Origin of the sequence: Streptomyces sp. NPDC048002, from assembly GCF_040653275.1 — a bacterium.
Taxonomy (GTDB): domain Bacteria; phylum Actinomycetota; class Actinomycetes; order Streptomycetales; family Streptomycetaceae; genus Streptomyces.
Genome location: NZ_JBEZNL010000027.1, coordinates 51,964 through 74,949, shown reverse-complemented (window position 1 = coordinate 74,949; position 22,986 = coordinate 51,964). Strand labels below are relative to the sequence as shown.

Genomic DNA, 22,986 nt, shown 5'->3' with positions numbered 1-22,986 from the left:
GACTCCCCGGCATCGCTCTAATGCACTGCATCACGGCCGGTCGGGCGATAGAGTCGAAAGGTGCGTTGATCTTCCGGGCGGCAGCTACGTACAGCCGCAGACGGTGCAGGGTGCCTCATAACGGCGGCGCCCCAGCAGGCATACCCGTCGCAACCCACCGGAGATCCACACCATGGCTGCTCAGCAACCCCTCACCTACGACGCCTTTGTCGAACTCGCTTCCGCTGATCCAGCCGTCGTCGGCCTCGTCCTTAAAGGGTCCCGAGCCCACGAGGGCATGGTGACCCCGTACTCCGACCACGACCTGTACGTGGTCGTCACCGACGACGTCGGCACCGAGCTCACCCAGTTCGCTGGCCACCGTAGCGCCGATCTCGACCTCGTCATGGTCACTCTCACCGAGTTTTGCGTGACCGGGACGCCCGGTTGGGAACGCTATGCCCTCGCCCGTGCCCAGATCGTGCTTGACCGGCTCGACGGAGGCATCGCCCGGATCCTCGCCGACAAGGCTCGTCTGGGTGCTGATGAGGCATTCCAGGACGCAAGCGGCTGGCTCGATGCCTATGCCAACTCGCTCTATCGCTCCGTCAAGAACCACCGGGACGGCCAGACTCTCGCTGCTCGACTCGACGCCGCCGACAGCATCCGGTTTCTGCTTGAGCTGCTCTTCGCTCTCGACCGACGCCCCCGCCCTTACAACAAGTACCTGGAGTGGGAACTCGCCCGGCACCCGCTGCCGGGCTGGGACACCGACGTGCTGCTCCATGCCGTGGACCGCATCGCGGCCACGGGTGACGTATCCCAGCAACGACACCTCTTCGCCCTCGTCGAGACGGCTGCCCGAGAAGCCGGACACGGTGCGGTGCTGGACGCATGGGGCGATGACCTTGACCTCATGCGACCGCGAGAGGCACACAGCGCCACTCCCTGAGCTCTGCCCTGACAGCATCGGGCCGCCCTGGATGGTTCCGTCTCGCTGGGCTGAGCCCGAGGCAGTTCACCGAGACGATCAGCGCGCTGCGGCGCGAGAGCGCCGATCTAGTTCCGACGGCCCCAGGCCATCCCTGCCGCGAACGGGACGACCAAGCGACCCATGGAAAGGACAGCCATGCTTGAACACTCCGACGATCGAGCAGTGAGCGACTGGTGCATCGAGCACTTGGGCTACCCCGTTGCCGAGCGCACGTTCACGGCGGGGAACCTGTCCGTGGTCCACGGCCTCCGGCTGACGAATGGCCGCGAGGTGGTGTTGAAGATCCGTGACGAGGATGAGCGGCTGGGGGCTTGTATCTGGGTACAACGCCGTCTGTGGCAGGCGGGCTTCCCATGCCCGGAGCCACTGACCGGTCCGTTGCCGCTGGGTACGAAGGTCGCCAGCGCCGAGACTCCTGTGCCAGGAGGCGGAGAGCCCGCGCCCGCCGATTCTCCCCGACAGTTCGCCAGCCTTCTGGCCGACTTCGTGACCCGCGCAGAGGATTTCGATTCGCAGCCGCTGCTACGACCGGCTCCTGCGTGGGTCCACTGGTACCACAAGGAGGACGGCGTCTGGCCGGTCCCGGATGACCGGAATGTCGACCTCAATACTGAACGGTGCTCTGCCACGGCGTGGCTCGACGAGCTCGGCGCGGCCGTACGCGATCGGCTTGAGGAGGTCCGCGACGCTGCCTGCGTGGTCGGACACGGAGACTGGGACGGCCGCAATGTGAAGTTTCGCGATGGCCAGCCGCTCGTGGTCCACGACTGGGACAGCGTGGTCTACGAGCCCGAGGTGGTGATCATCGGCCAGGCTGCCGCCATGTTCGAGGGTGGACCCACTGGTGCAGGCGCCTCGGTCGAACGAACGGTGGACTTCCTGGAGGAGTACCAAACCGCTCGCGGACGAGCGCTGAGCGACAACGAACTGCAGCTGTGCTGGGCAGCGGGCCTGTGGGTGCGCGCCTTCAACGCCAAGAAGTTCCATCTCGACAACTTCAATGCGCTGGGACACGACGAAGCCGAGGCGAGGATGAGGCATGCCGGGATCTGATGTGACGAGGTGCCGACGCGCTAACGGAGCCCCACTGTGGGCGAGGCTCAAGCAGAGCGGTCAATGGTCACGTTCAAACAGTGGCCACAACAAGGCACCCTCCGGCTACACCCTGTACAAGCCCTCGAAGACCTTCACCGCAGGGCCCGGCACCCCGGTCACCGTGACCGTCACCAACTCCAAGACCACGACCGGCTCGAGCCCCGCTCCGACCGAGAAGACGACGGACCAGCCGACCAGCACGGCGACCACACAGGACAACAAGACGGCCAGCGGCGGCACGTCGGCACGCCCGGCGGACTCCGAGACGCCGGACACCGACTCCTCGTCAGCGGCCGACGCGTCCGACGAGACCGAGTCGACGACCCCGGCCGGCTCCCTCGCCCACACCGGAGCCGATGCCAGCCCGTGGCTCGCGGGCGGCGCAGGACTCCTCGTCGCCAGTGGCATCGGAATGCTGGCTGCTGCCCGAGCTCGCCGCACGTGCAGCAGCGAGAACACACCGTCCGGTGAAGGGTGACGTAGCGGCATGAGTCGTGATGCAAAGGCCCGGGAGTCCCTGACTTCCGGGCCCTTCCTCGTCTCGGGCGGTGGTGAAGAGCCCGCATGCCGCGGTTACCCGTAGTCGATCTCGGGCACGCCTGCCTCGGCGAGCATTGTGAAGAGGGCTGCGATGGGACCGGCACGGTTGGTTCGGTCTGTAGTGAGGATCAACCGATGAGCAGCTCTGGACAGCCCTACGAAGAAGGTCGCAGTTCCTTCGGAGAGGTCTCTGCCGAGAGCCCACCACTGTCTGTCGTGAATGCCCAGGAAGAACACGGTGTGGTATTCGAGGCCCTTGCTGCGGTGGGCTGTGAGCAGGACGACGGCTTCGGCGCACTCGAACTCATCAAGTACGTCCCTCCAGTCAGCGGTCGGGGTGATCGAGGTTTCAAGGCGTGCCTCGAACGCGCCTGTGATGAGGTCGAAGTCCTCGCCGGGCGTCGTCGCCTTCACATAGCGACGGAGGGCGGCGCCGTCGACGAGCGCGAGTACCTGCTGGACGGTGTCAACGGCGGACACGGTCGACGGAGGATGGGATTCGAGCCAGGCTCGTAGCTGAAGGGTTATCTCGGTCAGGTTCTCGCCGACACGGTGCTGGGCGACTTCGTCGTCGATCGCACCGTGCACACGCTCCAGAGTCGTCGATACGTCCTGCCAGACCGCGGGCAGGCCATGGGGTTCGTGCGCCAGCCGGAGCAGCCCGATGAGCAGGTGGGTGGTCTCGCTCTTCAACAGGTCTTGGAGGGCCATCTTGCCGACCCGTGCGTCGTCGTTGCGGACCCTGATCCCGTGCTCGGCAAGGTGCGCCCGGAACAGAGGCTCGAAGTCCTTGATCTTCTGCCGTGCGATGAGCGCGAAGTCCGCCGGGGTGCGGTTCGATCCCGCGATGTCGCGGGCAATCCAGTCCGCAATGAACCGTGCCTCCGCTTCGTCGGTGGAGAACGTCCACAGCGCGGCTGGATCGTGTCCGTCTTCGGCGGTTGCCTTCGAGGTGGCCCGTACGGTGGCTGGGTCCAGTTGACGGGCGATGACGTGCTGCAGCGCGACCAGCGCGTCGCTGGAACGGAAGTTCCAGGCCAGTGAATGGGTGGTGGCGTCAAATGCGTCGGTGAAGCGTTGGACAGCGTTGGGCAGGGCGCCGGCCCAGCCCATGATCCGCTGCTTGCTGTCGCCGACCGCGGTCACGGCGGTCTCCTCCCCGAACACGGACGTGAGGAAGGAAAACTGCGCGCTGGTCGTGTCCTGGAACTCGTCGACGAACACCACAGGGTAGGTCATGCGCAGGGCGCGTCTGAGTCTGGGCACCGCGCGGACCAGAAGCTCCGCGAGCCGGTTGAGCATGACGAAGTCGAGTTGGGCCTTTCCCGGCCGTAGGTAGCGGGCTTGCCACCACTCGCGTACGGCATACGAGATGGCGTCGACCTCGGCATCCGCAGGCACGACCTCCGGCAGGTCGTAGTTGCCGACGACGCCGGGGACGAAGCGGTTCGGCTGGAATTGGGCGACCTCCCAGCGCAGCGCTTCGGGGGCAGCGTGAGCGATGCCGTTGAGGAAGTTCCCCACTTCGGCGTTGGAGGCCGTGCTGATGTCGTACCCATCCGCCGTGCGCCAGCCTGACGGTAGAGCCGGCGCGAACCGGTCGACCAGCCCCTTGGTGAACGCATCGAAGGTCATCGACGCGAACCGACCAGCGTGTTCTGGGACACGGGCAGCAACGCGGCGGCCCAGGTTGGCAGCGGCGTCCCGCTTGAACGAGATCGCCAGAATCTGCTGGGGCCACGGGCAGAGCCCGGTCTGCAAGAGGTACGCGGCGCGCTGAGCGAGGAACTCCGTCTTGCCCGCGCCGGGCCCGGCTACCACTGCCACGTTGCCGACATCCCGCAGAGCCTCCCATGCGGCTGGCTCCAAGTCTTCGATGCCCACCGGGCGCCAATCGGCCACCGGGACCAGCACGGTTCGGCGTGGAGCTGGGGGCATGGGGATGAGAGGGCCGGGGGTGCTCACAGCGAGATCGCCTTCCGGATGTGCTCCACGAGGGCGGCGAGGACCTCCGGGGCATTCAGTCTGATCTCTTCATCGCTCAGGCGGCCCAGCGCGCTCATGTGGGTGCTTGGTTTCGACCGTGACAGGAACAGGTAGCGGTACCAGCCCAGCCACTCGGTCTGCCTCTTCCAGTAGCGCGTCCTGGTTCCCTTCACTCCCAGGACCGTGGTAGTGGGGTCACTGGAGTCCGGGCCCTTTTGGCTGCCTTCAAGGTGGGTGTAGGCGTTCTCGAACGCGCACAACATCGCGTAGTCAAGGTCGAGCGGCTCGGAGTAGAACACGGCGAAGGTGCGCAGGTGCTGCAGGATCGGTCGGATGTGTTTGAGGAGGAGGCCGTCGTGGATGTCGTCGACCTCGTCGTAGTCGCTGAGCCCCTCCAACGGGTCCATCCCGTTGTCCATGAGGCGATTGCACGCGTCTCGGAGCCGGGCCGGGCCGGATCCGGCCTTGCCGTAGTCGAGATCCAGCAGGGTGGCATGCGGGATGTCCAGGTCGTTGAGCAGCTTCCACATGTGGTTGGTGTGCCGGCCGTCGAGCGGCACCATCGCTACGAACGACGGGTCCAGGTGTACTCCGTGGGCCTGGGCGACCCGGGGGATGACGAGCTGCTCGGTGTCGCCTTCGCCGAGCACCACGAACTTGGCGAAGTACAGCTCCGGGTGAGCGCGCACCGCCTCACGCACGTACTTCCCCGCCTCGGTGGCGTCGTCGGGGAGAGTGATCTCGCGGACCGATGCGGTCGCCGTGGCCGGCTCCGTACGGAAGTACCGAACGTCTTCCGGGCGAATACGGGGCATGACGCTGGCGGAGTGGCTGGAGAGGACCGCCTGCGTCGCCGTGGAGCCGCTCAGCCCCTGCAGTTGGCCGACGATCCGGGACAGGAAGAACGGCGCAAGGCTGTTCTCCGGTTCCTCGACCGCGATCAGAGTCAGGTTCGGCAGGTGCGCCGCCTCCAACGTGAAGTCGTCGCTGTGCTGGCCGCCGTAGACAGCGGCCTCGACGTCGAGGGCCGCAGCCACCAGAGCGAGGTGCAGCAGCGACCGTTGCCCGTCACTCAGCATGCGGGCCGGCCTTGGGCGGCTGTGGTGATCGGGCTCGAAGACAAGCTCGGAGTTACGGATCAGCTGGCTGAAGTCACCGTCGAGGAGCCGCAGTTTGGGTTCCGAGTGCAGACCCGCATCGTGCAACTCCTGCCACCGCGCGGTCAGCGCACCCTCAACCGCCTGGACAACGGGCTCGTCGGCGAACTGATCCGCGACTTCCGCCGCGTGGTCAGTGACGAGTTCGCGCAAATCAGATGACCACTGCGCTGCCCGCCAGAGCCGACTGCGGAGGAACGCCGTCACCTGGCGCACACCGTCGCGTGAGGCCGGAATGTAGATCATCTGGATGCGACTGCGCTCCCGAGCCGTCAGCGGCACATAGTCGTCCTCGCTGTACTCCTCGGCGAACGTGTTGACGATCACACGTGTCTCAGTGATGGCACCCTCCACAGTGCCGTCGTCGACCCATTCCGCCAGGAGCGCCACCCGCACCTTCAGCTCGCCATCCTCCGTGGCGGCCATGCGACGGAAGAACTCCGGTACCGCCCTCGGTACTTCAGCCCGCTCGTGGTCGTCATCGCCCTCCGCAGCGTCATCAACCTCGTCCCCGACCGCGTCGTCCTCTCTGGGGTCGTCGAGTTCGGGGAAGGCGAGTACCGCTTCGATCGTCAACGTACGGCTGGCGGGCACGTCGGTCTCGCCTGCGGGCACGTGGAAGTCGTCCACGCGTACAGACCGCTCCTGCCCGGATATCCCGAACATCCGCAGCAGCGCCTCGCACGCCGCGGTCTTGCCCGAGCCATTGGCTCCGATAAAGGCGGTCATGCCTGAGTCCAGCCGAAGGGAAGTGCGCCCCGGCCCGAAGCACTTGAAGTTCTCCAGCACGAGCTTCTCGATGAACATTCGTCACTTTCCGGTACAACGATGTCATGAGCGGCGATACCGCACCGAAAAGAGTATCGAAAGCATGTGATCTCCGGGCCCGTACGATCAAAGTCGTCGCAGGTCTTGTCTGCGGCAACACCCGTAACGCGGCCACGGTGAGTCCACGCCAGCCACGTGAGCGCCAAGCGCTGTTAACCGGCCCAGCCGATCTCGCGCACTTCGATGGCCCCGTCGTACGGCATGTACTGGATCCAGCAGTGCACCCCGAACGCTTCACGGATCTCCTCGGCGCTGCCCGGGTCCCGTACATCCGGCCACTCTCTTGGAGCGGCACGCACGACCTCGACGAGCTCCAGGACCTCGCGCCGCGCGTCCGCCGGCAATTCACCCATCACGTCCGAGGCCAGTTCCTCCACCACCACGCCACAACGCATTGCACACCCCCGTGCTCGTGATCATCTGCGCAGTACCGTACGGCTTTGTGCACAACCATCTGCGGCCCTGTGGATAACTCTTGGTGGTGTTCGTTCAAGTCGCGAGTTCCGTGCTGCGATCCCGAACCGGTGCCCGGAGAGGAAGCGAGCGGGGGCGCGATCTTACGGACCGCCTCCGCGGCCCGTCGGGCCAACTCGGGTCCCAGGAGGGCCGCGATCGCGGCGGTCGCCCACGGGGGCACTGGTGACCGATGCCGACGGGCAAGCGCACTCCCGGCGCGGGCGAACGAAGTTGACGGCGTTATGGACACATCGAGGTGGCTGGTGGGCTGTCCCAGCTTCCGCCCGGCCGCGCATTGGAAGAAGACGTGTAGGTGGGGTGGGCCTTCCCGCTGAGGGAAGTCCGGCTCTCCACTAGGAAGCAAGGAGTGTGCCGCGTCAGCCGATAGAGTGTCAGCGTGGAGTTGATCGGGGGCAATCTCGCGCGGAGAGCAGGTCTCGCGCTGTCCTTTTCGGTGACCGAGGCCATGCGGCTGATGGCCGCCGTGCCGGAGGGCGTGGCCGACAACGTCTGGCGGGCGAGGTGCACCGCCATGCACGGCCACTTCAGCGGCGGCTTCGACAGCTTTAGTAAGCACCCGGTAGTCCACCGGGCTCCTCAGGAGCAGGCGCGGTTGCTGCGGTCCATGGCGAGGTGCGTGCAGGACGCTCGGTTCGCCGCGATGTGCCGCACTCACGCCGACCATCTGGTTGTGGCCGAAGACAGACTGGCGGAAGAAGGCAGAGCCGAGGAAGCGGTCACGGTTCGGGCTCTGGCGCTCGGCATGCCGATGGAGTGGGTGGTCCAACTCTGGCGGCTTGCGGATGTGATGGGTGAACTCCGCGTTCGGCAGAAGGCTTGGGGGGAGAACCACCACCGCATCGCGCGCGCTTTGAAGTCCGCCCGCATCCCACTGTGGGCCGTTGCCGCACTGGACGAAATCCCCCTCGACGACCTCCGCTCGATGACCCCCAGCGACCTGGTCAGCCGGGCTGGCCGCAGCGAAGGCTTCCTGAACGAGGCGGAGCGCGTCCTCTACAGCCTGCGCATCCTCGCCTTGCTCGGTGTCGAGCCAGCGGCATGGAACACGCTGCTGGACATACTCACGGCCTGCCTTGAAGTGGAAGCGGAGATTCAGGCGTCGTGTGCCGCGAAACGGGACGTGCCGCCTCGCCAATGCCGTCCGCCGGGTCAGCTATTGCGCGCGGCACCACGTGTGCCGCGAGCACCAGGTCCATTGATCCCTCGTTCAGTCACCGCGCAGGGCCGCCCCCGGCTGCATCGAGCCGGAGGGCGTGGAGGGCGCCTGACCGCGTAGCGGCGGGACGGTCCTGCTCGACCCTGAGGACCGAGGTTGAATCTCGACGACATTGTCAACGCCATCTCTGCCATCGCGGGTGTCGGGTCGCTGGCGCTCCAGATCATCGAGGGGCGGCGGCGACAGAGCGATGTTCGCGACAACCCAGGAGACGGCCGACCGGCCTCCGGCGCTGATCCCGGCTGCTGTGAGCCGGGCAGCACGCCGACCGAGTAGGTGAAAGGCTGGTCGGGGGTGCCCACCAACGGGCGGACACTCCCAACCAGCACCACCCTAGTTCCGCGTATTGGCGATGGCGGGGCTGGTGCGTGGCTGGACGTCACTCAGCCGTGTGCCGTGAGAGCGCCGACACGGACGGCGCGTCCGTCACGGCTTCTGCTCCGCATCCGGCCGCGGGCGGCATGTGCCGACGAGCGGAATACCGGCGACCAGCGCGCGCCGATAGACGACCAAAGCGTCGTCGGCAGCGATCGCTTAGGACTCGAATCAGAATGAGGATTTGAGCCGTCGCCAGCAGATGATGGCGCAGCCGAGGGTGATGAAGGCTTGGTGGATGTCGTCGCGGCGTTCCCAGCGGATGCGCAGGCGGCGGAACCAGTGCAGCAGCGCGATCGCGCCCTCGACGACCCAGCGGTGTATGCCCAGGCCGGAGCCGTGTTCGGTGCCGCGGCGGGCGATGTGCGGGGTGATCTGGAACCGGCGGACCCTGTCGCGGTAGACGTCGTGGTCGTAGCCGCGGTCGGCGTAGATGCGCCGGGGACGGTGCAACGGCCGGCCGCGCTTGCCCCGGATCGGCGGGACAGCTTGGATCAGCGGGATCAGCTGGGTGACGTCGTTGCGGTTGCCGCCGGTCAGGGTCACGGCCAGCGGGATGCCGTGTGCCTCGACGATCAGGTGATGCTTGCTGCCGGTCTTTCCCCGGTCCACCGGGGACGGGCCGGTGGCCGGCCCGCCCCTCATCGCGCGCAGATGGGAGGAGTCGACGGCCGCGCGGGAGAAGTCGAGCATGCTGGCCGCCCGCAGTTCGGCCAGCAGCAGCTCGTGCAGGTGCTGCCAGACTCCCGCCTCGTTCCAGTCCCGCAGCCGCCGCCAGCAGGTCATTCCCGAGCCGAAGCCCAGCTCCTGTGGCAGGAACCGCCACGGGATCCCGGTGTAGAGCACGAACAGGATCCCGCACAGCACCCTGCGATCATCCAGGCGCTTACGTCCTGGATGCCGGTACCGGCGCTCGATCACGGGCAGCAGCGGCTCGATCCGCTCCCACAGCCCGTCCTCGACCTCCCACGGCTTGCGCGCACTCTTCGTCTCGGCTGCCTCACCCCCCCATCCGGGCAGCGTCAACGAAAACTGACACGCCGTCATTCCCACCCCGGCTACAGCCTCACTTTGTTACCAGTCCTTAGTAAGCGGCCGTCAACGGATGTGACATCCGCATAGAGCCGGAATGCTTCGGGTCAGTGCGCTTCCTGCGGTTCACCACAGACGGTGCACACGCCAGGCGCCATGATCCCGTCGTGGAAGCCGTGGTAGAAACTGCCCGGCCCGTCGTAGTCGCGCATCGCTGTGCCCCCGCAGTCCCGGTGGTTCGCGATCCGGCACCGTCCGCAGCAGTCATGACTCGTGATGAAATCCCTTGCCTTCTTGTCGCACGCATTGTGGCCGCACGACCGGTACCCGCCTGATCCGGTGTTCCAGTGGGTGCCGAAGCTGCCTGGGTCGTCGCGAAATCTGCGGATGACCGCCTCGTCTGCCTCGGAAGCGGCACGCGGCCGTGCGTTTACGACGAACTGGCCGACAACTACGGCCGCGAATGCGATCCATCCCCATTTGCTACGCATGTGTCCCCCGTGATCGGTTCTGCGACGACGATATCGGTGGGAGATAGGTCTGTGCGCCCAGTGCCAGCGCGCCGATCTGGCTCGGGAGAACTCATGGGATGTCGCGCAGATCCGCTGACGGGCACAGGAGGTGAACCTCCGCTTCCCACGGACCATCACCTGAATCGCCCCGGCTGATGGGCGCGAGTAGGGCCCGCCAGGGCGTGCGCGCGGTGCACGATCATGTTGACCGAGCCGCGATCGCGCTCGATGTGTCCCTCCAGCAGCACGGCGGGGGCGCCGAGGACTACCTTTCGCGCACGTTCCCAGACTGGGGGAGAGAAGACCAGGTTGATCATGCCGGTCTCATCTTCCAGGGCGCCGAATGCAACTCCCTTGGCCGTCGGGGGTCTTTGGATGTACTTGGCCAGTCCGCCGACTCGCACTCGGGTCTGGTCGGCCAGGTCACGGGCCTCGCGTGCGGGCTGCGCCCCGTGTGAGGCCAACAGGGCGCGGAGGTGCTGTGCGGGGTGGGTGGTGGCGCTGGCGCCGGAGGTATCGAGGTCGGCGGCGGTGGCCTCGGCCGCGGTCATGACCGGCAACTCCGGCGCGGGCGCCAGGTCGTCCAATCCGGGAAGGACGTCCTGGATCTCGTCGGTGTAGGCGCCGGCCGACCACAGGGCGGTGCGCCGGTCCACGCCGAGGCCGTCGAACGCCCCGGCGGTGGCCAACTGCTCCATCAGCCTCGCAGACAGCCGCATCCGGCGGGCGACGTCGGCCACCGAGCGGAAGGCCACGGTGCCGCGCGCGGTCAGGATCCGCTCGGCGATCTCCTCGCTGATGCCGGTCACGGAGGTCAGTCCGCGGCGGATCGCCGGCCGCCGCTCCGGCTGATCGGCGTGAGGCTCCAGCGTGGCGTGCACACCGGAGCGCTGAAGGTCGACGCCCCGGACTTCGATGCCGTGCTGCTTGGCATCCTGAATGAGGGTCTGGGAGTCGTAGAAACCCATTGGGAGATGCGCCATAATCCCTGCCAGAATGGCATGCGGGAAATGATATTTCACCCAGGCGCTGGCATAAATGATGCCCGCCATCGACTGGGCGTGCGACTGCGGGAATCCATAATCTGAAAACGCCTCTATCATGCCCGCAATTCGCTCTGAGGCGGCCTGGTCGATGCCCTTGGCGGCCATGCCGGAAAGTAGCCGTCCGCGTAGCTGTGCCACCTTTTCGGGAGAGTGCTTGGCGGTCATCGCCTTCCGGAGGCGGTCTGCCTCGCCTGGGGTGAAACCCGCGCAGTCGATGGCCAGGGCCATGGCCTGTTCTTGCCACAGAGCGACCCCGAGCGTTTGGGAAAGCGCTGCTTCTGCGAGGGGATGCGGATAGGTGATGGGTTCGAGGCCGGCTCGTCGTCGCAAATAAGGATGTTTTGATCCGGCCTGGATGGGGCCCGGCCTGATGATGGAGGCCGCTACTGCGAGGTCCTCGAAACAGCGGGGCTGGAGCTGCGGCAGGGTCGAGACCTGTGCTCGTGACTCTGCCTGGAAGACGCCTATGGTCTGGCCCGCGGCAATCATGGCGTACACGGCCGGGTCGTCCTGCGGGATCGTGGCCATGTCCAGGCTGATTCCGTGGTGTTCGGCGATGAGGTCGCATGCGGTGTGCAATGCGGCCAGCATGCCCAGACCCAGGATGTCAATTTTCAGAAGGTGCGCGGCGGCCACATCGTCTTTGTCGCCTTGCAGCACCGAGCGCCCTTCTCGGGTGGCCCATTCGACCGGCATGATTTCCCCGATAGGCTGGCGGGTCAGCACCATCCCTCCGACATGGATACCCAAATGTCGCGGCAACGTATGCAGTTGTCCCGCGAGGGAGCGCACGTCGTCGGGGATGTCAGCCTCGGGACCGGGTGGCTCGTGGTGAATGTGGCGGGTCATCTCATTGATTCGCGCCATGGGATAGCCGAGGGCGCGTGCTGAATCCCGCACGCTCAGGCGGGGTTGGTAGGTGATGAGGTTCGCCACCTGCGCGCAGTGCGACCGGCCGTATTTGGCATACAGGTACTGGATCACCTCCTCCCGGCGGTCGTTCTCGAAATCGATGTCGATGTCCGGGTCGGTCTTTTCGGCGTGCAGAAATCTCTCAAAGAGCAGGCCGTGTTTGAGTGCGTCGACCGAGGTGATGCCCAGCGCGTAGCAGACCACCGAGGAGGCGGCGCTGCCGCGCCCCTGGCACCAGATCCCCTGCTCGGCCGCGTACCGCGTGATGTCCCAGCAGATCAAGAAGTAGCCGGGCATGCCCATGTCGGTGATCACGGACAGTTCGTAGTCGAGCTGTTTGAACGCCGCCCCGGCTGCCGGGTCGGTGCGCGGGCCGTACCGGCGGGCGCAGCCTTCTTCGGCGAGGTGGCGCAGATAGCTGTCGGGGGTGTGCCCGGCGGGCACCTCGAAGTCCGGCAGCTGCGGGCGCAGTCTGCTCAGGTCGATGACGCTGTTGCGGGCGAGGTCGACGGCGGAGGCGATGGCCTGCGGGTAGCGGGCCATGAGGATGCGCATCTCCTCGGCGGTGCGCAGATGCGCCGTCGGCGCCGGCGGCAACTCCCCGATCGCGGTGTCGAGGTTCTCGCGGCGGTGCAGCGCGGTCAGCGCCGCCGCCAGCCGAGCGGAGCGCGGGGCCGCGTACCGGACCGCGTTCGTGGCCACCACCGGCAGCCGCCAGCGGTGCGCCGCCGCGTTTACGGCGGCGTTGCGCGGACCGTCTTCCGGCAGCCGGTGATCGACGAGCTCGGCGTGCAGGTGGGTTCGGCCGAAGAGGTCCACCAGCCGGTCCATCCGCGTGTGGAGGGCGTCGGTGTCGTACGCGGCCTCGCCGACGGCGGGGCAGCCGGTGAGGATCGCCCACTGGCCCTCGTGTGCGGCAGCCGACAGCGCGTCGAGGTCGTAGACGGGGGCGTTCTTGGCGCCAGCCAGCTGCCCGGCGCTGATCGCCGCGGACAGCCGGGTGAAACCCAGCAGGCTGCGCGCGATCACCACGATCGACCCGAGGCCCTGGTCCAAAGTGAGTTCGGCGCCGTAGATGGTGCCGATGCCGGACTCGCCCGCGGCCTCCGCCAGACGTCTCGCGCCGTACAGCCCGTTGGTGTCGGTGACCGCCAGGGCCTCGATACCGAGGCGGACGGCCTCGGCGACCAGCTCCTCCACGTGGTTGGCGCCGAACAGGAACGAGCCGGCGGAGTGCACGTGCAACTCCGCCCAGCCGCCGCCCACGGGCGTCGGCGCGGGACGCGTACCGGGGAAGGGCAGCACCCTCCCGCGGGGGTCAGCCATAGAGCGCCTCCACCGCCCACCGGCCGCCTTGGATGTGCAGCAGCCAGGCGCGGCCGTCCGCGCAGGCGACCTGAAGGCGTGCAAGGCGGCGTGCCTGGGCGGGGATCCACCAGTCCTCCAGCACTGGCCACGGTCCGGTCCACCCGGTCACCGCCACCGGCGCGGCCCCGCCGACGGACAGCGCGGTGGGGGCCTGAGTGAGCAGGGTGCGCCCGCTCACCCCGACCGGGCCGCCATCTGCCCCGATCACCTGGGCAGGGCGCGGGGTGCGGTAGACGACGGCCGGGTGCGGGGCCGGCAGCCGCCCCGGCCACGTCCCCTCCACCAACGGACGGGCGCGCGCATCGCCGTAGGGGATGTCCACGATCCGCTCGCCCGGACCACGGCCTCCGGCGAGTTCCTGACGTACCACCGCGCGGTGTCCGAGCATCGCCTGCAGCTGCCCCGCGGCATGCTCCAGTTCCTCCGGCGCGATCCGCGGCCCGAACAACAACGACTGCCGCCCGGTCGCCGCCGACAGCCCCTCCGGGACAAGCCGCAGGGTGGTGATCCCCGCCGCAGAGGCGTTGAGCTGCCCGGTCTCGGCCCAGGCAGCGATCTGCCAGCGCACCCGTTCGGCCACCGCCAGCGCCGAGAGCCGGCCCTCGTGCCGCCACAGCCGCGACAGGCGCAGCCCGCTCGCCAGGCCCACTTCGACCCGCAGTCGGGCGCACACCGCCCCGGCCCCCGCAAGGCGGACGTGCAGCTGTTCGGCGAGGGCCTTGGCCAGGAACGCGACCGGTTCGAGACGGTCCTCGGGCGGCTCGAACGCCTCGGCCACGCTGTAGTCACTGTCCGCCCCGGACGTGTTGAGCGGCCGGGCCTCCAGGCCGCGGGCGGCGCGTTGTGCTGCCGCTCCGTCGTGTCCGAACCGGGCCAGCACCCGCTCACCCGGCAGTGCCGCGAACGCCCCCAAGGTGGTGATGCCCAAGCGGGGCAGCAGCTGAGACAGCCGCGGGCGGCCCAGCACCCCCACCGGATACGGGGCCAGAAACTCCGCGGTCCGCCCGGCCGGCACCAACTCCCCGACCTTCCCGGCCCGCACCGCCAGGGCAGCGGCGAACGCGGTGTCCGCCGCGCCAGTACGTGACGCGACCCCGGCACCGGTCAGCACGGTGGTGATGTGCTCCACCAGGGCCTGCTCGCCGCCGAAATAGCGGGCGGGTCCGCGAGCGGGCACGGCGATCAGGCCGGGCCGCAGGACTTCCATGTGCGGAGCGACGCGCTTCTCCAGCAGACGCAGCACCGGCTCGAACGCCCGCACCTCCGCCTCAAGGTCCCGGTCGAGCAGCCGCAGCTGCGGACAGCGTCCGGATGCCTGGCGTACCCGCATCCCGCGCCGTACGCCCTGCCGGCGGGCCTCCCTCGAACAAGCCACTACCCGCTCCCGCGCGATGATCGCCACGGGCTCGTCGTGATCCGCGCCCGCGGCCACCACGGGCCAGTCCATCATCCAGATCGCCAGTGAACGCAACGCCAGCTCACCCCGCGGTGACGGGCCGCAGCGGCACCACATCCGCGCCGCCGGCGGCGGGCGCGGCGATCAACTGCACCGAGCCGTCCGGCCCCGGCAGCCACACCTCGGCCTGCCGCGGCTGCGTCGCAGCACCCCGTCCAGCGACCACCAGACGGGCCCGTCGGCCGGCCAGCAGACCGAAACCGTCCCCGAGCCCGTCCCATCGAGCCTCGGCCACCCGCAGCCGCAGCTGTGCCTCCGGCCAGTCCTGCCAGGTCAGCAGCGTCGTCCCGGAGCGCCGCAGGCGGGCCGCGATGCGACGGCTCGTACGCGACGCCACCTGCCCCACCGGGCCGAGCAGGACCACCGGCGCCGCCTCGCAGACCGTCGCCAGCACCTCGGGCCAGCGCCCTCCCGGCTCGGGCACGGCCAGCCCGCACGCCAGGTCCAAACCGGCATCCGCTGCCGCGAGCCCGCCGAGCTGCGGCAAACCGACCGCTGCCCAGGCGCCGCCGCCGGCGGCGGCCTCCGCAGCCAGCGCGATCAGCAAGGGCAGGTCGCCGCCAGCGCTCACCGCCGCACCGCGGGGCAGCTCCCCGCCCGGGAGCAGGCTGGAGAGCGTGCCGGACTGGGCTCCGGTCGCCTCCGGAGTCCCTCGCTCACCAGGCGAAACGACGCGCATGAACACATGTTCGATTCCTTGCGCGGGAAATGCAAGCGGGTGCACGCCCCACCACTCACACGAAGCTCACGGCCGGCCGCGGTCGACGGTCCGGCGAAAGGAGCGGCGATGGTGAACGACCGTGCCGCGTACGCCCGTTCGCCTTTCCCCGTCCAAAGTCGCTGGCGCATACCCGTCAGCGGCAGCTTCTGCCTTCTCACCGAGGGACGGGCGTGCTGCACGTGGCTCGCTACGCTGCCGCAGTGATCGAGTCCTCCTCGCTGCCCGGCGACCCCACCGAGCTCCACCTACGGATCTCCTTCGACGACGAACTGTGGGATACCCCCCAGGCCGACACATTGGAGCGGTGGAACGTCGCCGTCCTGCACCGCCGACGTACACATGACGGCGCTCAAGGCCCGGCGGCGGGCAGCGCCTGCACCGCTGCGGGCTACCCGTCGTGCACGACGGAGGATGTCGCCATCGGGGAGATGACCTTCTACCGGGTGCACCTCGACCGTGGTCGCAACGCCTACTGGGCCATGGAAGAGGAGTCCGAGGACCTGTACGAGACCGCCCAGGTCCTCCTCGATCCCGAGACCGGCTCGTTCACCAGCGAGGTCAGCGAGAGGCTGGAGTACGTCGGCTCCGCCCTGCTCGTCATGGACCGGGTCACCCTTGAGCCACAGTGGCGCGGGCACGGCCTGGCCGCCGCACTCGCCATCGAAGCGGTCCACCGGCTCATGACCGGCTGCCGGGCCATCGCGTGCGCGCCCGGCATCACGGACCTCAGCGCTCGTCGTCTGACCGACCGGTCCGAGTGGGACCGCGTGAACACCAAGATCGCCCAAGGGTGGGAGGCCATCGGGTTCCGCTTGTACCGCGACAACATCTATCTCCTCTCGCCCAGCTCGCAGGACCTGGAGGAGCAGCGAGGTGTGCTCCGGAGCCGGCTTGTGGAACTTGGTGCCTCGTGGAGGAGTACGACGTCCGCGCCGTCGCAGGAGTGAGCGGGAAGGGGCGTTTCGCCTAGTGAAGGCCCGCTGACCGTAGTTCGCCGGGGGCAGACAGGAAAGACGCGAGAAAGACTGGCCAAGGCGTGCACCGGCATGTCAACGTAGATCACCTTCCGGTAAAAGACCAGGTCAGGAAGGTGATTGCCCGTGACCGTGGCTCCTGTGAGCCCCGGATTCTCCACCACGGTCGAGGCCCTGCGGCTGCGTCAGTGGCAGCTTGGTCCCGGCGAGCCCACTCTCGTTATGGACCAGTTCACCGCCGAGGACTTCCACCTGGTCGTGGACGACCGGGCGGACGCGCACGTCAATTCGGCGGACGGCTGCTTCTACCTCGGATGGTTTCCGCTCGGCCGCCCCGGTACTCACGGGGAGGGGTGGAAGATCGCCGTCACCGGTACGGCGAAGGTCCCCGGTTACAGCGTCTCGTTCTCCGTAGACACGCCGGCGGCTGTCGTCGCCGCGGCCGTGGCTCGCATCCTGGAGACCTCTCGGCGCGTATGACGTCGACACCCCTGTCGTTCCAGGGGCCATATCCCTCACTCGTGTTCCGTCACCCAAGGAGGCTGCCCGTGCCCCGTTCCGAGATGACCGTCGGCGAACTCATCGACCAGCTGTCCGCCTGCGACCCCAGCACTCCGGTACAGCTGGCGATGAATCCCTTCGTCCCGATGGCGCACCGCCTGGAACAAGTGGTCCCGGCCACGGACGCGTCGGGACGAGCGGTCGTCTATCTGGCGGAGGGCCGGGACGCGGACACCCAGCTCGGCCATCTGCCGCCCGAGGTCGCCGTCCTGCTGGCCTGGCAGGGCCCGGTCCAGGCGCCCCCGCGCCGTCCCCGCCGCACCGCCGGCGGCAAGTAGATTCCCCACCAGCCGTTGGAGGCGCCCCTGAACCCCGACTTCCCGCTCGACCCGTCCACCCCGAACAAGGCCCAGGGCGCGTACTGGGTCGGTCCCCGTCACCTGGCGGGTGACGATGCACGGCTCTACGACGCCGTCGCCGATACGCTCGCCGGCCTCGGCTGGAGCAGCCTGACGATCCTGCGCGGACGACGGGAGCCGGACGAGGCGCCGGAGGACCGGCAGGTCCTGCGCTCCACCGTCCTGCACCTCAGCCCCGACACCCTGCGTTGGGCCCAGTGGGTCCTCGCGGACGAGCCGTTCTACCTCGGGGAGCTGCCGATCGCCTGGCACGTGTCCGCCCGCGCGGACACCGTCAGCCCGCTCGCCCAGTGGTCCGCCTACTTCACCCCCGACGTCCCAGGGGAGGTCATCGTCGACTTCCTCTTCGCCCTCGACGCCCGCGAGCAGCCCGCCGAGCCGTTCGCCGCGCCCGGGCTCGTCCTCGACGCCGTCACGGCACAGGGCTGGCTCCGCGACATCGACCAGCCTGATGCCGGTGCGATGGACCCGACGTTCACCTCGCACCTCACCCTCGGCGAGGTACCGCCGCTCATCCAGGACGCCGACCCGCGCGTTCTGGATACCGTAGGAGACGAGGCGGGCCCGGCCGGATGGCAGGCGTGGGCCGAACCGGTGCTCGGTGCTCCGTGCCTGTGGGCGGCGTCGTTCAGCGGCAGCGTGCCGCACGACCTCGTCGCCACGTTCGCCGCCTCCCTCAGCTCCACGGCCCCGGTCCTGCGCCGCGTGCTGCCCGAGAGCACCCGGGACCGGCTTCTCCGCGCGCCGGCCGGCTGAGCGCCATGTTCCTGCTCAGCCCCACCGGCGCGCACATCCTCAACGGCAACGACAACGGCGTCGTCTCCGGTCATGCTGCCGCGATGGTCCGATTGGAGGCCGACGGCCTGGTCGTGCGGCACGACCGCGACGGCGGTACGCACCGGATGACCGGGGCCGGCTGGGCCGCCCTGGACGAGTGGCGCCGCCAGAACCCCGGCCGGACGGCTCCGCTCGTCCTTGCGGGCGTCCCGCCGAAACTGCCCGCCAAGCAGCACGAGGCGGTGCTGACCGCCGCGGCGCGTCCTGACCAGCTCGTCGCCGGGCGCGACGACAGGGCGTACTGGAAAGGAGAGCCCTGGTTCAACGGGCGCACCCTGGCCGCGGTCCACCGCGCCGGCTACGCCGACAGCCACCCCCAGCCCTGGCACAGGGAGCCCTGCACCTGGGAGCAGACGGGCGGATCCCTGTATCTCACCGCGGCCGGTCGAGAGTACGCCCGGCTGCGCGGCGACATCGACGTTCACCGCCGCAAGGTGGTGATCATTAGTGGATGACGTGCAGGTTCCCCGAGGGCTTCTGAGAGCGGAGAAGGTGCTCGTCAGCAGGTCAGCGGTGTACGTGACCCCTGCTTCGCGATCTCCAGGAATTTGCAAATAACTGGTAGAAGTTCGCTGCGACTCCAGTAATCTCTGTGCTTGTGTCAGATTCCGAAGGTTGCACCCTTACTCTGGTGCCGCCGCCACGTGCTGCGGATGAGGGCTCAGGTCCGATCGAGACCGGTTTGGCAGATGTCGTCACCCTCCAGCGGCGCCGCCAGGCACGGATGTCCGCCCAGGACGAGGAGAGCTTCTTCGTCGACGCGCTGACCGAGTACCAGTGGGCACGGGACTCAGCCGGACTGGCCCCGTCGACGATCGACCAGCTGATCAAGCCGGTCATCGAGGTCTGCGACTTCTACGGCACCGTGCCGTGGCATCTCACCCCGCGTGACGTCGACAAGTACTTCGCCGGCCCCGGGAAGCGCGCACACAACACGCACCGGCAGAAGCTCAACCACATCGACGCGTTCTTCGCCTTCCTCGAACAGCGCTACGCCCACGAGATCATGATGCGGTTCGGGGCTACGGTGGAGTCACCGGTCGACCCGTTCAACAGGCCGGTCCACCGGGGGGACTTCGGGTTGCGAATCCCGCCCTCGCAGACGGCGATGAAAGAGTTCTTCGCCCGCTGGCGGGAGCAGTTGCCGTACGCCCGGAAGTATGCCGTGGCCTGCCGCGACTACGTCATGACGAAAATCGCTTACGTCTCAGGTGTGCGGGCTGCAGAGCTGTGCCCGGTGACGATCGGCGACGTCCACTGGGAGCACGGCCAGTGGGGCCGGTTCGTCGTCCAGGGCAAGGGCGCTCGTGGCTCAGGACCGCGGCCTCGCGAGGCGTACATGTTTCGCGAGGGGCGCGAGCTGCTCTGGTGGTACATCGAGGAGGTGCGGGCGGAGTTCGGCGACGACGCCGATCACCCCTCGGCGCCCCTGTGGCCGTCTGAGCGCAAGCCCAAGGCGGTCGCGGCGCTGAACCTGCCGATCGCGCCGGCGATCACGCCCTCGACGTTCCGCCGTCAGCTCCACGCGGCGGCCGCGAGCTATCTGACCGGTCCGGTTACCGACCTCTTCCCGCACCTTCTCCGGCATGCCTGCGCGACCCACAACTACGAGCGCGGCATGACGCTGTGGGAGGTCCAGCGCGTTTTGGGTCACCACTGGGCCACCACGACTCTTCGGTACATGGCGACTGCACAGGCCGACCCCGAGCATGCCAATGTGGCAGCGAGCTCGCGGGCGGCCCAGCGCTTGGTGATGGACAAGGGGAACCTTCGGTGAAGTGGAATCTGAGGATGGTGGCCGCTCAGCGGGACCTGTGGCGTCCCACCGAGTTGCTGGAGGCGTTCAAGACGGTCGGATTCACGCCGTCGCTGAGCAAGGTCGCCGCGATGTGGAGCGGCACACCGGTCACGGTGCGGCTCGACGACCTGGACAAGATGTGCGCGGTGCTGAACTGCACCGTTGGCGATCTGCTCCAGGCCGAGCCTTTGGAGGCCGCTGCCGGAGAGAGCGAAGCACTGCCCAAGGCCGTGGGAGCTGAAGGCTCGGGCGGGGGTCCCGTGCGGCCGACGCCCCGTCGGCAGGGCAGCCGTCGCTCGCTGCCGCCGAACTGACGAATGGCGGCACGATCTCGTCCTGCTCAGTGCCCGGACTGCAAGGGCTGGGGGGTTCTCGGGCTGGCCACGTGCCAGGGATGCATGGAGTGGCGGAAGAACCATCCTCAGCAGGGTGTATGTCTGCGCTGCCGTCACACGGGGTACCTTAACTCCGACCGTCTGTGCCGGGCGTGCCTGCACGCTGTCCGGCTCGACGCCGACGCAGCCTGGGTCACCGACCCGGACGGTGCCGGCCCGCGAAGCCGCCAGCTGATGCTCCTCTACTCGGGTCTCGCCCCCACCCACGCCCAACCCCTGAAGAAGTACGGCAGGCGCACCGGCCGCACCGGCACCGATCAGCGCGAGCGGCTGCACTGGGTGGAACAGATACGTGCGGCCGCGGCCCCGACCCGGGACGACCCTGCGGTCCTCCCACCCGCCGTCCCGGGACAGCTGCCGCTCTTCCCGGTCCGCCGGAAGCTGTCCATCGATGTCTGCCGGCGCATTCTGCAGAGGCCGCTCGCTGGCTATCGCAAGGTCGTCGAGCACACGGCGGCGTTCGCGGCGGACACCGGCATCGGCAAACCCATGCAGCGCAAGCTGCACGAGATGCTGCGCCTCGCGCTCGCCGTGCGCGACGCAGACGGCGACGACCTCGTAGACGAGCTGGTCCTTGACGACATCCCCAACTATGGCCGGTCCGTCCGGGCGATCCTGCTGCGGGCGGAGATGCTCAGGCTCCTGCCAGAGCCGCGGGAACCCGAGCGTCCCCAGCGGTCACGGACCACGCGCCGCGTCTGGGCGCCCCGGGCGATGACACCGAGATCCTGCCAGCAGTGCGGCTCTTGGTTCGCAGCGAAGATGAAGGTCACCTGCGAGCCCTGCTCATCTTTCGCCCGGACGAGAGGCAACAGCGCCGCTTCCACGGGAGCGTGCGCTCGCTGCCTCCGTGTCGATCTGCCGCTCGCCGACGGGTACTGCCGCGGATGCCGATGGCATGTAGCCAACCACGGTCCAGGGGACATCGCACGGTTCGGAACGCAGCTGTGGCTCGGTTCACCGGTTCCGGCGCCCACAAGCCTTCGTCGCTCGGGTGTGGCTCCGCCGACTCCGCGTCGGCCTGTCTCCGAGCACGTGATGGCCCCTGGGCAGGAGAGGTTGTTCGAGCTCCGGAGAGACTGGACCCCGGTGGTCGAGCTGGCGCGGCATGATCTGCCCACGCTCACGGACTCGGCCGTGAGGCTGCTGGCCGATCTCGACAGCGTGATGAAGCAGGAGATGTGGTCCACGGTCCCCGCCAGCAAGACCCGGAACACGCTGACCGTCTTGGTGGCCTGGCTCGGCGCTGATGCACCGCTATTGGAGTCCGACATCCGGTCGCTCGTCGACAATCGCTCCCTGAATTTCAGCGGGCGGCGGGTCACGCAGTTCCTGGAAGCCCGAGGGCTGCTGATCCCGGATGCGGAATTTCGCCGGGACGCGTACCAGAAGCGCTTGGAGGCCGAGCTTGCCGCGCTGCCCGTGACGATCGCACAGGAACTGTCGGTCTGGATCAGGGCTGTGCGCGGAGAGGGCAAGTGGGAGCACACCGGCCGCACCTACCGGAGCATCGCCCGCTACTGGCATGTCCTGGACCCGATCCTCAGGGGGTGGATCGCGGACGGCATCGAGAGTCTGCGCGAGATCACCCAGGACGACGTCAAGCGGGCCATCGCCACCCGCAAGGGGACGCCGGCCCGCTCGATCCACATTGTCCTGCGGAACGTCTTCCGGGCCCTTCGGCAGGAAAGCGTGATCTTCCGCGATCCCACCCGCGGCCTCGTCTTCGCAGGGATCAACAAGACCCCGCCCTCCATTCCGTCGGACCGACTGGCCGGCGTCCTCAGCCATGCGCAGGATGATTTCCAGCGTCTCGTGATGGTCCTGGTCTGCATCCACGCGCTCAGCGGCACCGACATCCGCAACCTGCTGCTCACCGACCTCGACCTGTCCCGTGAACGCCTGACCGTACGACGCCCCGGGAAACGGCACATCATCTACCTCGACAAACTCACCTACCGCTACGCCTCCGCATGGCTCCGCGAACGCCACCGGCGCTGGCCGGTCACGACCAACCCCCACCTGCTGATCAACCGATGGACCGCCGTGGACACCACCCGCTCACCCATCGGCACCACCACGTTCAGCACCGTCTTCCGCCCCACCGGACTCACGATGCCGACCCTCCGGCAGGACCGGATCCGCGACGAGGCATTCGAGGTCGACGACCCGCTCCACCTCATGCGCCTGTTCGGCATCGCCTCCCATACCGCCATGCGATACATCACAGCGGCGCACCCTGAACGCACCGCAAAGCTGCCCCGATAGGGCCAGAAACTGCCGCAGACTCCTCATCCTTACTGTTCAGATGCCCTTCCTGCATTCCTGATCGCCTGCTGGACAGCCCACTTCTGAAATCGCCGAGGCT

Annotated in this window: 21 protein-coding genes; 12 read left to right on the top strand and 9 right to left on the bottom strand. The window is 68.2% G+C overall.

What is annotated here, in order from left to right:
* Positions 1-172: 172 nt before the first annotated feature.
* Positions 173-931: a hypothetical protein gene (locus tag AB0E07_RS27820; RefSeq protein ID WP_362257824.1), complete on the top strand. Its 759-nt coding sequence runs from the start codon at positions 173-175 to the stop codon at positions 929-931.
* Between the two features lie 177 nt (positions 932-1,108).
* Positions 1,109-2,026 carry a hypothetical protein gene (locus AB0E07_RS27815; RefSeq protein ID WP_362257821.1) on the top strand — a complete coding sequence of 306 codons (918 nt, stop codon included), beginning with the start codon at positions 1,109-1,111 and terminating at the stop codon, positions 2,024-2,026.
* Between the two features lie 105 nt (positions 2,027-2,131).
* Here the strand turns inward: AB0E07_RS27815 and AB0E07_RS27810 are convergent, their stop codons facing one another.
* The 4 genes from AB0E07_RS27810 to AB0E07_RS27795 all read right to left on the bottom strand — a co-directional run bounded on the left by AB0E07_RS27810 (position 2,132) and on the right by AB0E07_RS27795 (position 6,974).
* On the bottom strand, positions 2,132-2,416 hold the full coding sequence (locus tag AB0E07_RS27810) for a hypothetical protein (RefSeq protein WP_362257819.1): 285 nt from the start codon (positions 2,414-2,416) through the stop codon (positions 2,132-2,134).
* Between the two features lie 225 nt (positions 2,417-2,641).
* The gene (locus AB0E07_RS27805; RefSeq protein ID WP_362257816.1) at positions 2,642-4,492 is read right to left on the bottom strand and encodes an ATP-dependent helicase; all 1,851 of its coding nucleotides are present in this window, start codon (positions 4,490-4,492) and stop codon (positions 2,642-2,644) included.
* A gap of 77 nt (positions 4,493-4,569) precedes the next feature.
* Positions 4,570-6,558, bottom strand: coding sequence for an AAA family ATPase (locus tag AB0E07_RS27800; RefSeq protein WP_362257813.1), 1,989 nt, complete (start codon positions 6,556-6,558; stop codon positions 4,570-4,572).
* Between the two features lie 173 nt (positions 6,559-6,731).
* Positions 6,732-6,974: a hypothetical protein gene (locus tag AB0E07_RS27795; RefSeq protein WP_235478948.1), complete on the bottom strand. Its 243-nt coding sequence runs from the start codon at positions 6,972-6,974 to the stop codon at positions 6,732-6,734.
* Between the two features lie 458 nt (positions 6,975-7,432).
* Between AB0E07_RS27795 and AB0E07_RS27790 the strand changes: the two genes are divergently transcribed.
* Complete coding sequence (locus AB0E07_RS27790; protein WP_362257809.1) at positions 7,433-8,332, top strand: hypothetical protein; 900 nt, start codon at positions 7,433-7,435, stop codon at positions 8,330-8,332.
* A gap of 36 nt (positions 8,333-8,368) precedes the next feature.
* Positions 8,369-8,548, top strand: coding sequence for a hypothetical protein (locus AB0E07_RS27785; RefSeq protein WP_362257806.1), 180 nt, complete (start codon positions 8,369-8,371; stop codon positions 8,546-8,548).
* Between the two features lie 270 nt (positions 8,549-8,818).
* On the opposite strand, the gene AB0E07_RS27780 is transcribed toward AB0E07_RS27785, so the two are convergent.
* The 5 genes from AB0E07_RS27780 to AB0E07_RS27760 form a co-directional block, all read right to left on the bottom strand.
* Positions 8,819-9,667, bottom strand: a complete 849-nt coding sequence (locus tag AB0E07_RS27780; RefSeq protein WP_362257897.1) for an IS5 family transposase — start codon at positions 9,665-9,667, stop codon at positions 8,819-8,821.
* A 119-nt stretch (positions 9,668-9,786) separates the two neighbouring features.
* Positions 9,787-10,170: a hypothetical protein gene (locus AB0E07_RS27775; protein ID WP_362257803.1), complete on the bottom strand. Its 384-nt coding sequence runs from the start codon at positions 10,168-10,170 to the stop codon at positions 9,787-9,789.
* A 155-nt stretch (positions 10,171-10,325) separates the two neighbouring features.
* Complete coding sequence (locus tag AB0E07_RS27770; RefSeq protein WP_362257800.1) at positions 10,326-13,475, bottom strand: error-prone DNA polymerase; 3,150 nt, start codon at positions 13,473-13,475, stop codon at positions 10,326-10,328.
* On the bottom strand, positions 13,468-14,988 hold the full coding sequence (locus AB0E07_RS27765; protein WP_362257797.1) for a DNA polymerase Y family protein: 1,521 nt from the start codon (positions 14,986-14,988) through the stop codon (positions 13,468-13,470). Before AB0E07_RS27765 ends, AB0E07_RS27770 begins: the two co-directional genes overlap by 8 nt.
* Positions 14,989-14,995: 7 nt before the next feature.
* On the bottom strand, positions 14,996-15,652 hold the full coding sequence (locus tag AB0E07_RS27760) for a hypothetical protein (protein WP_362257794.1): 657 nt from the start codon (positions 15,650-15,652) through the stop codon (positions 14,996-14,998).
* A 242-nt stretch (positions 15,653-15,894) separates the two neighbouring features.
* Between AB0E07_RS27760 and AB0E07_RS27755 the strand changes: the two genes are divergently transcribed.
* From AB0E07_RS27755 to AB0E07_RS27720, 8 genes are all read left to right on the top strand, one after another.
* Positions 15,895-16,641 carry a hypothetical protein gene (locus AB0E07_RS27755; protein ID WP_362257791.1) on the top strand — a complete coding sequence of 249 codons (747 nt, stop codon included), beginning with the start codon at positions 15,895-15,897 and terminating at the stop codon, positions 16,639-16,641.
* Positions 16,642-16,794: 153 nt separating this feature from the next.
* The gene (locus AB0E07_RS27750; RefSeq protein WP_362257788.1) at positions 16,795-17,148 is read left to right on the top strand and encodes a DUF317 domain-containing protein; all 354 of its coding nucleotides are present in this window, start codon (positions 16,795-16,797) and stop codon (positions 17,146-17,148) included.
* 68 nt (positions 17,149-17,216) lie between these two features.
* Entirely contained in the window at positions 17,217-17,507 is a 291-nt protein-coding gene (locus AB0E07_RS27745) for a hypothetical protein (RefSeq protein ID WP_362257785.1), read from the top strand.
* A 15-nt stretch (positions 17,508-17,522) separates the two neighbouring features.
* Positions 17,523-18,344, top strand: a complete 822-nt coding sequence (locus AB0E07_RS27740) for a DUF317 domain-containing protein (RefSeq protein WP_362257782.1) — start codon at positions 17,523-17,525, stop codon at positions 18,342-18,344.
* Between the two features lie 5 nt (positions 18,345-18,349).
* Positions 18,350-18,880 carry a hypothetical protein gene (locus AB0E07_RS27735; RefSeq protein ID WP_362257779.1) on the top strand — a complete coding sequence of 177 codons (531 nt, stop codon included), beginning with the start codon at positions 18,350-18,352 and terminating at the stop codon, positions 18,878-18,880.
* Positions 18,881-19,149: 269 nt separating this feature from the next.
* Positions 19,150-20,202 (top strand): site-specific integrase, encoded by a 1,053-nt coding sequence (locus AB0E07_RS27730; RefSeq protein WP_362257894.1) that lies wholly within the window; start codon positions 19,150-19,152, stop codon positions 20,200-20,202.
* A complete protein-coding gene (locus tag AB0E07_RS27725) occupies positions 20,199-20,537 on the top strand; it encodes a helix-turn-helix transcriptional regulator (RefSeq protein WP_362257776.1) in 339 nt (112 codons plus the stop codon). Before AB0E07_RS27730 ends, AB0E07_RS27725 begins: the two co-directional genes overlap by 4 nt.
* Before the next feature lie 255 nt (positions 20,538-20,792).
* The gene (locus tag AB0E07_RS27720) at positions 20,793-22,886 is read left to right on the top strand and encodes a hypothetical protein (RefSeq protein ID WP_362257773.1); all 2,094 of its coding nucleotides are present in this window, start codon (positions 20,793-20,795) and stop codon (positions 22,884-22,886) included.
* Positions 22,887-22,986: the final 100 nt, after the last annotated feature.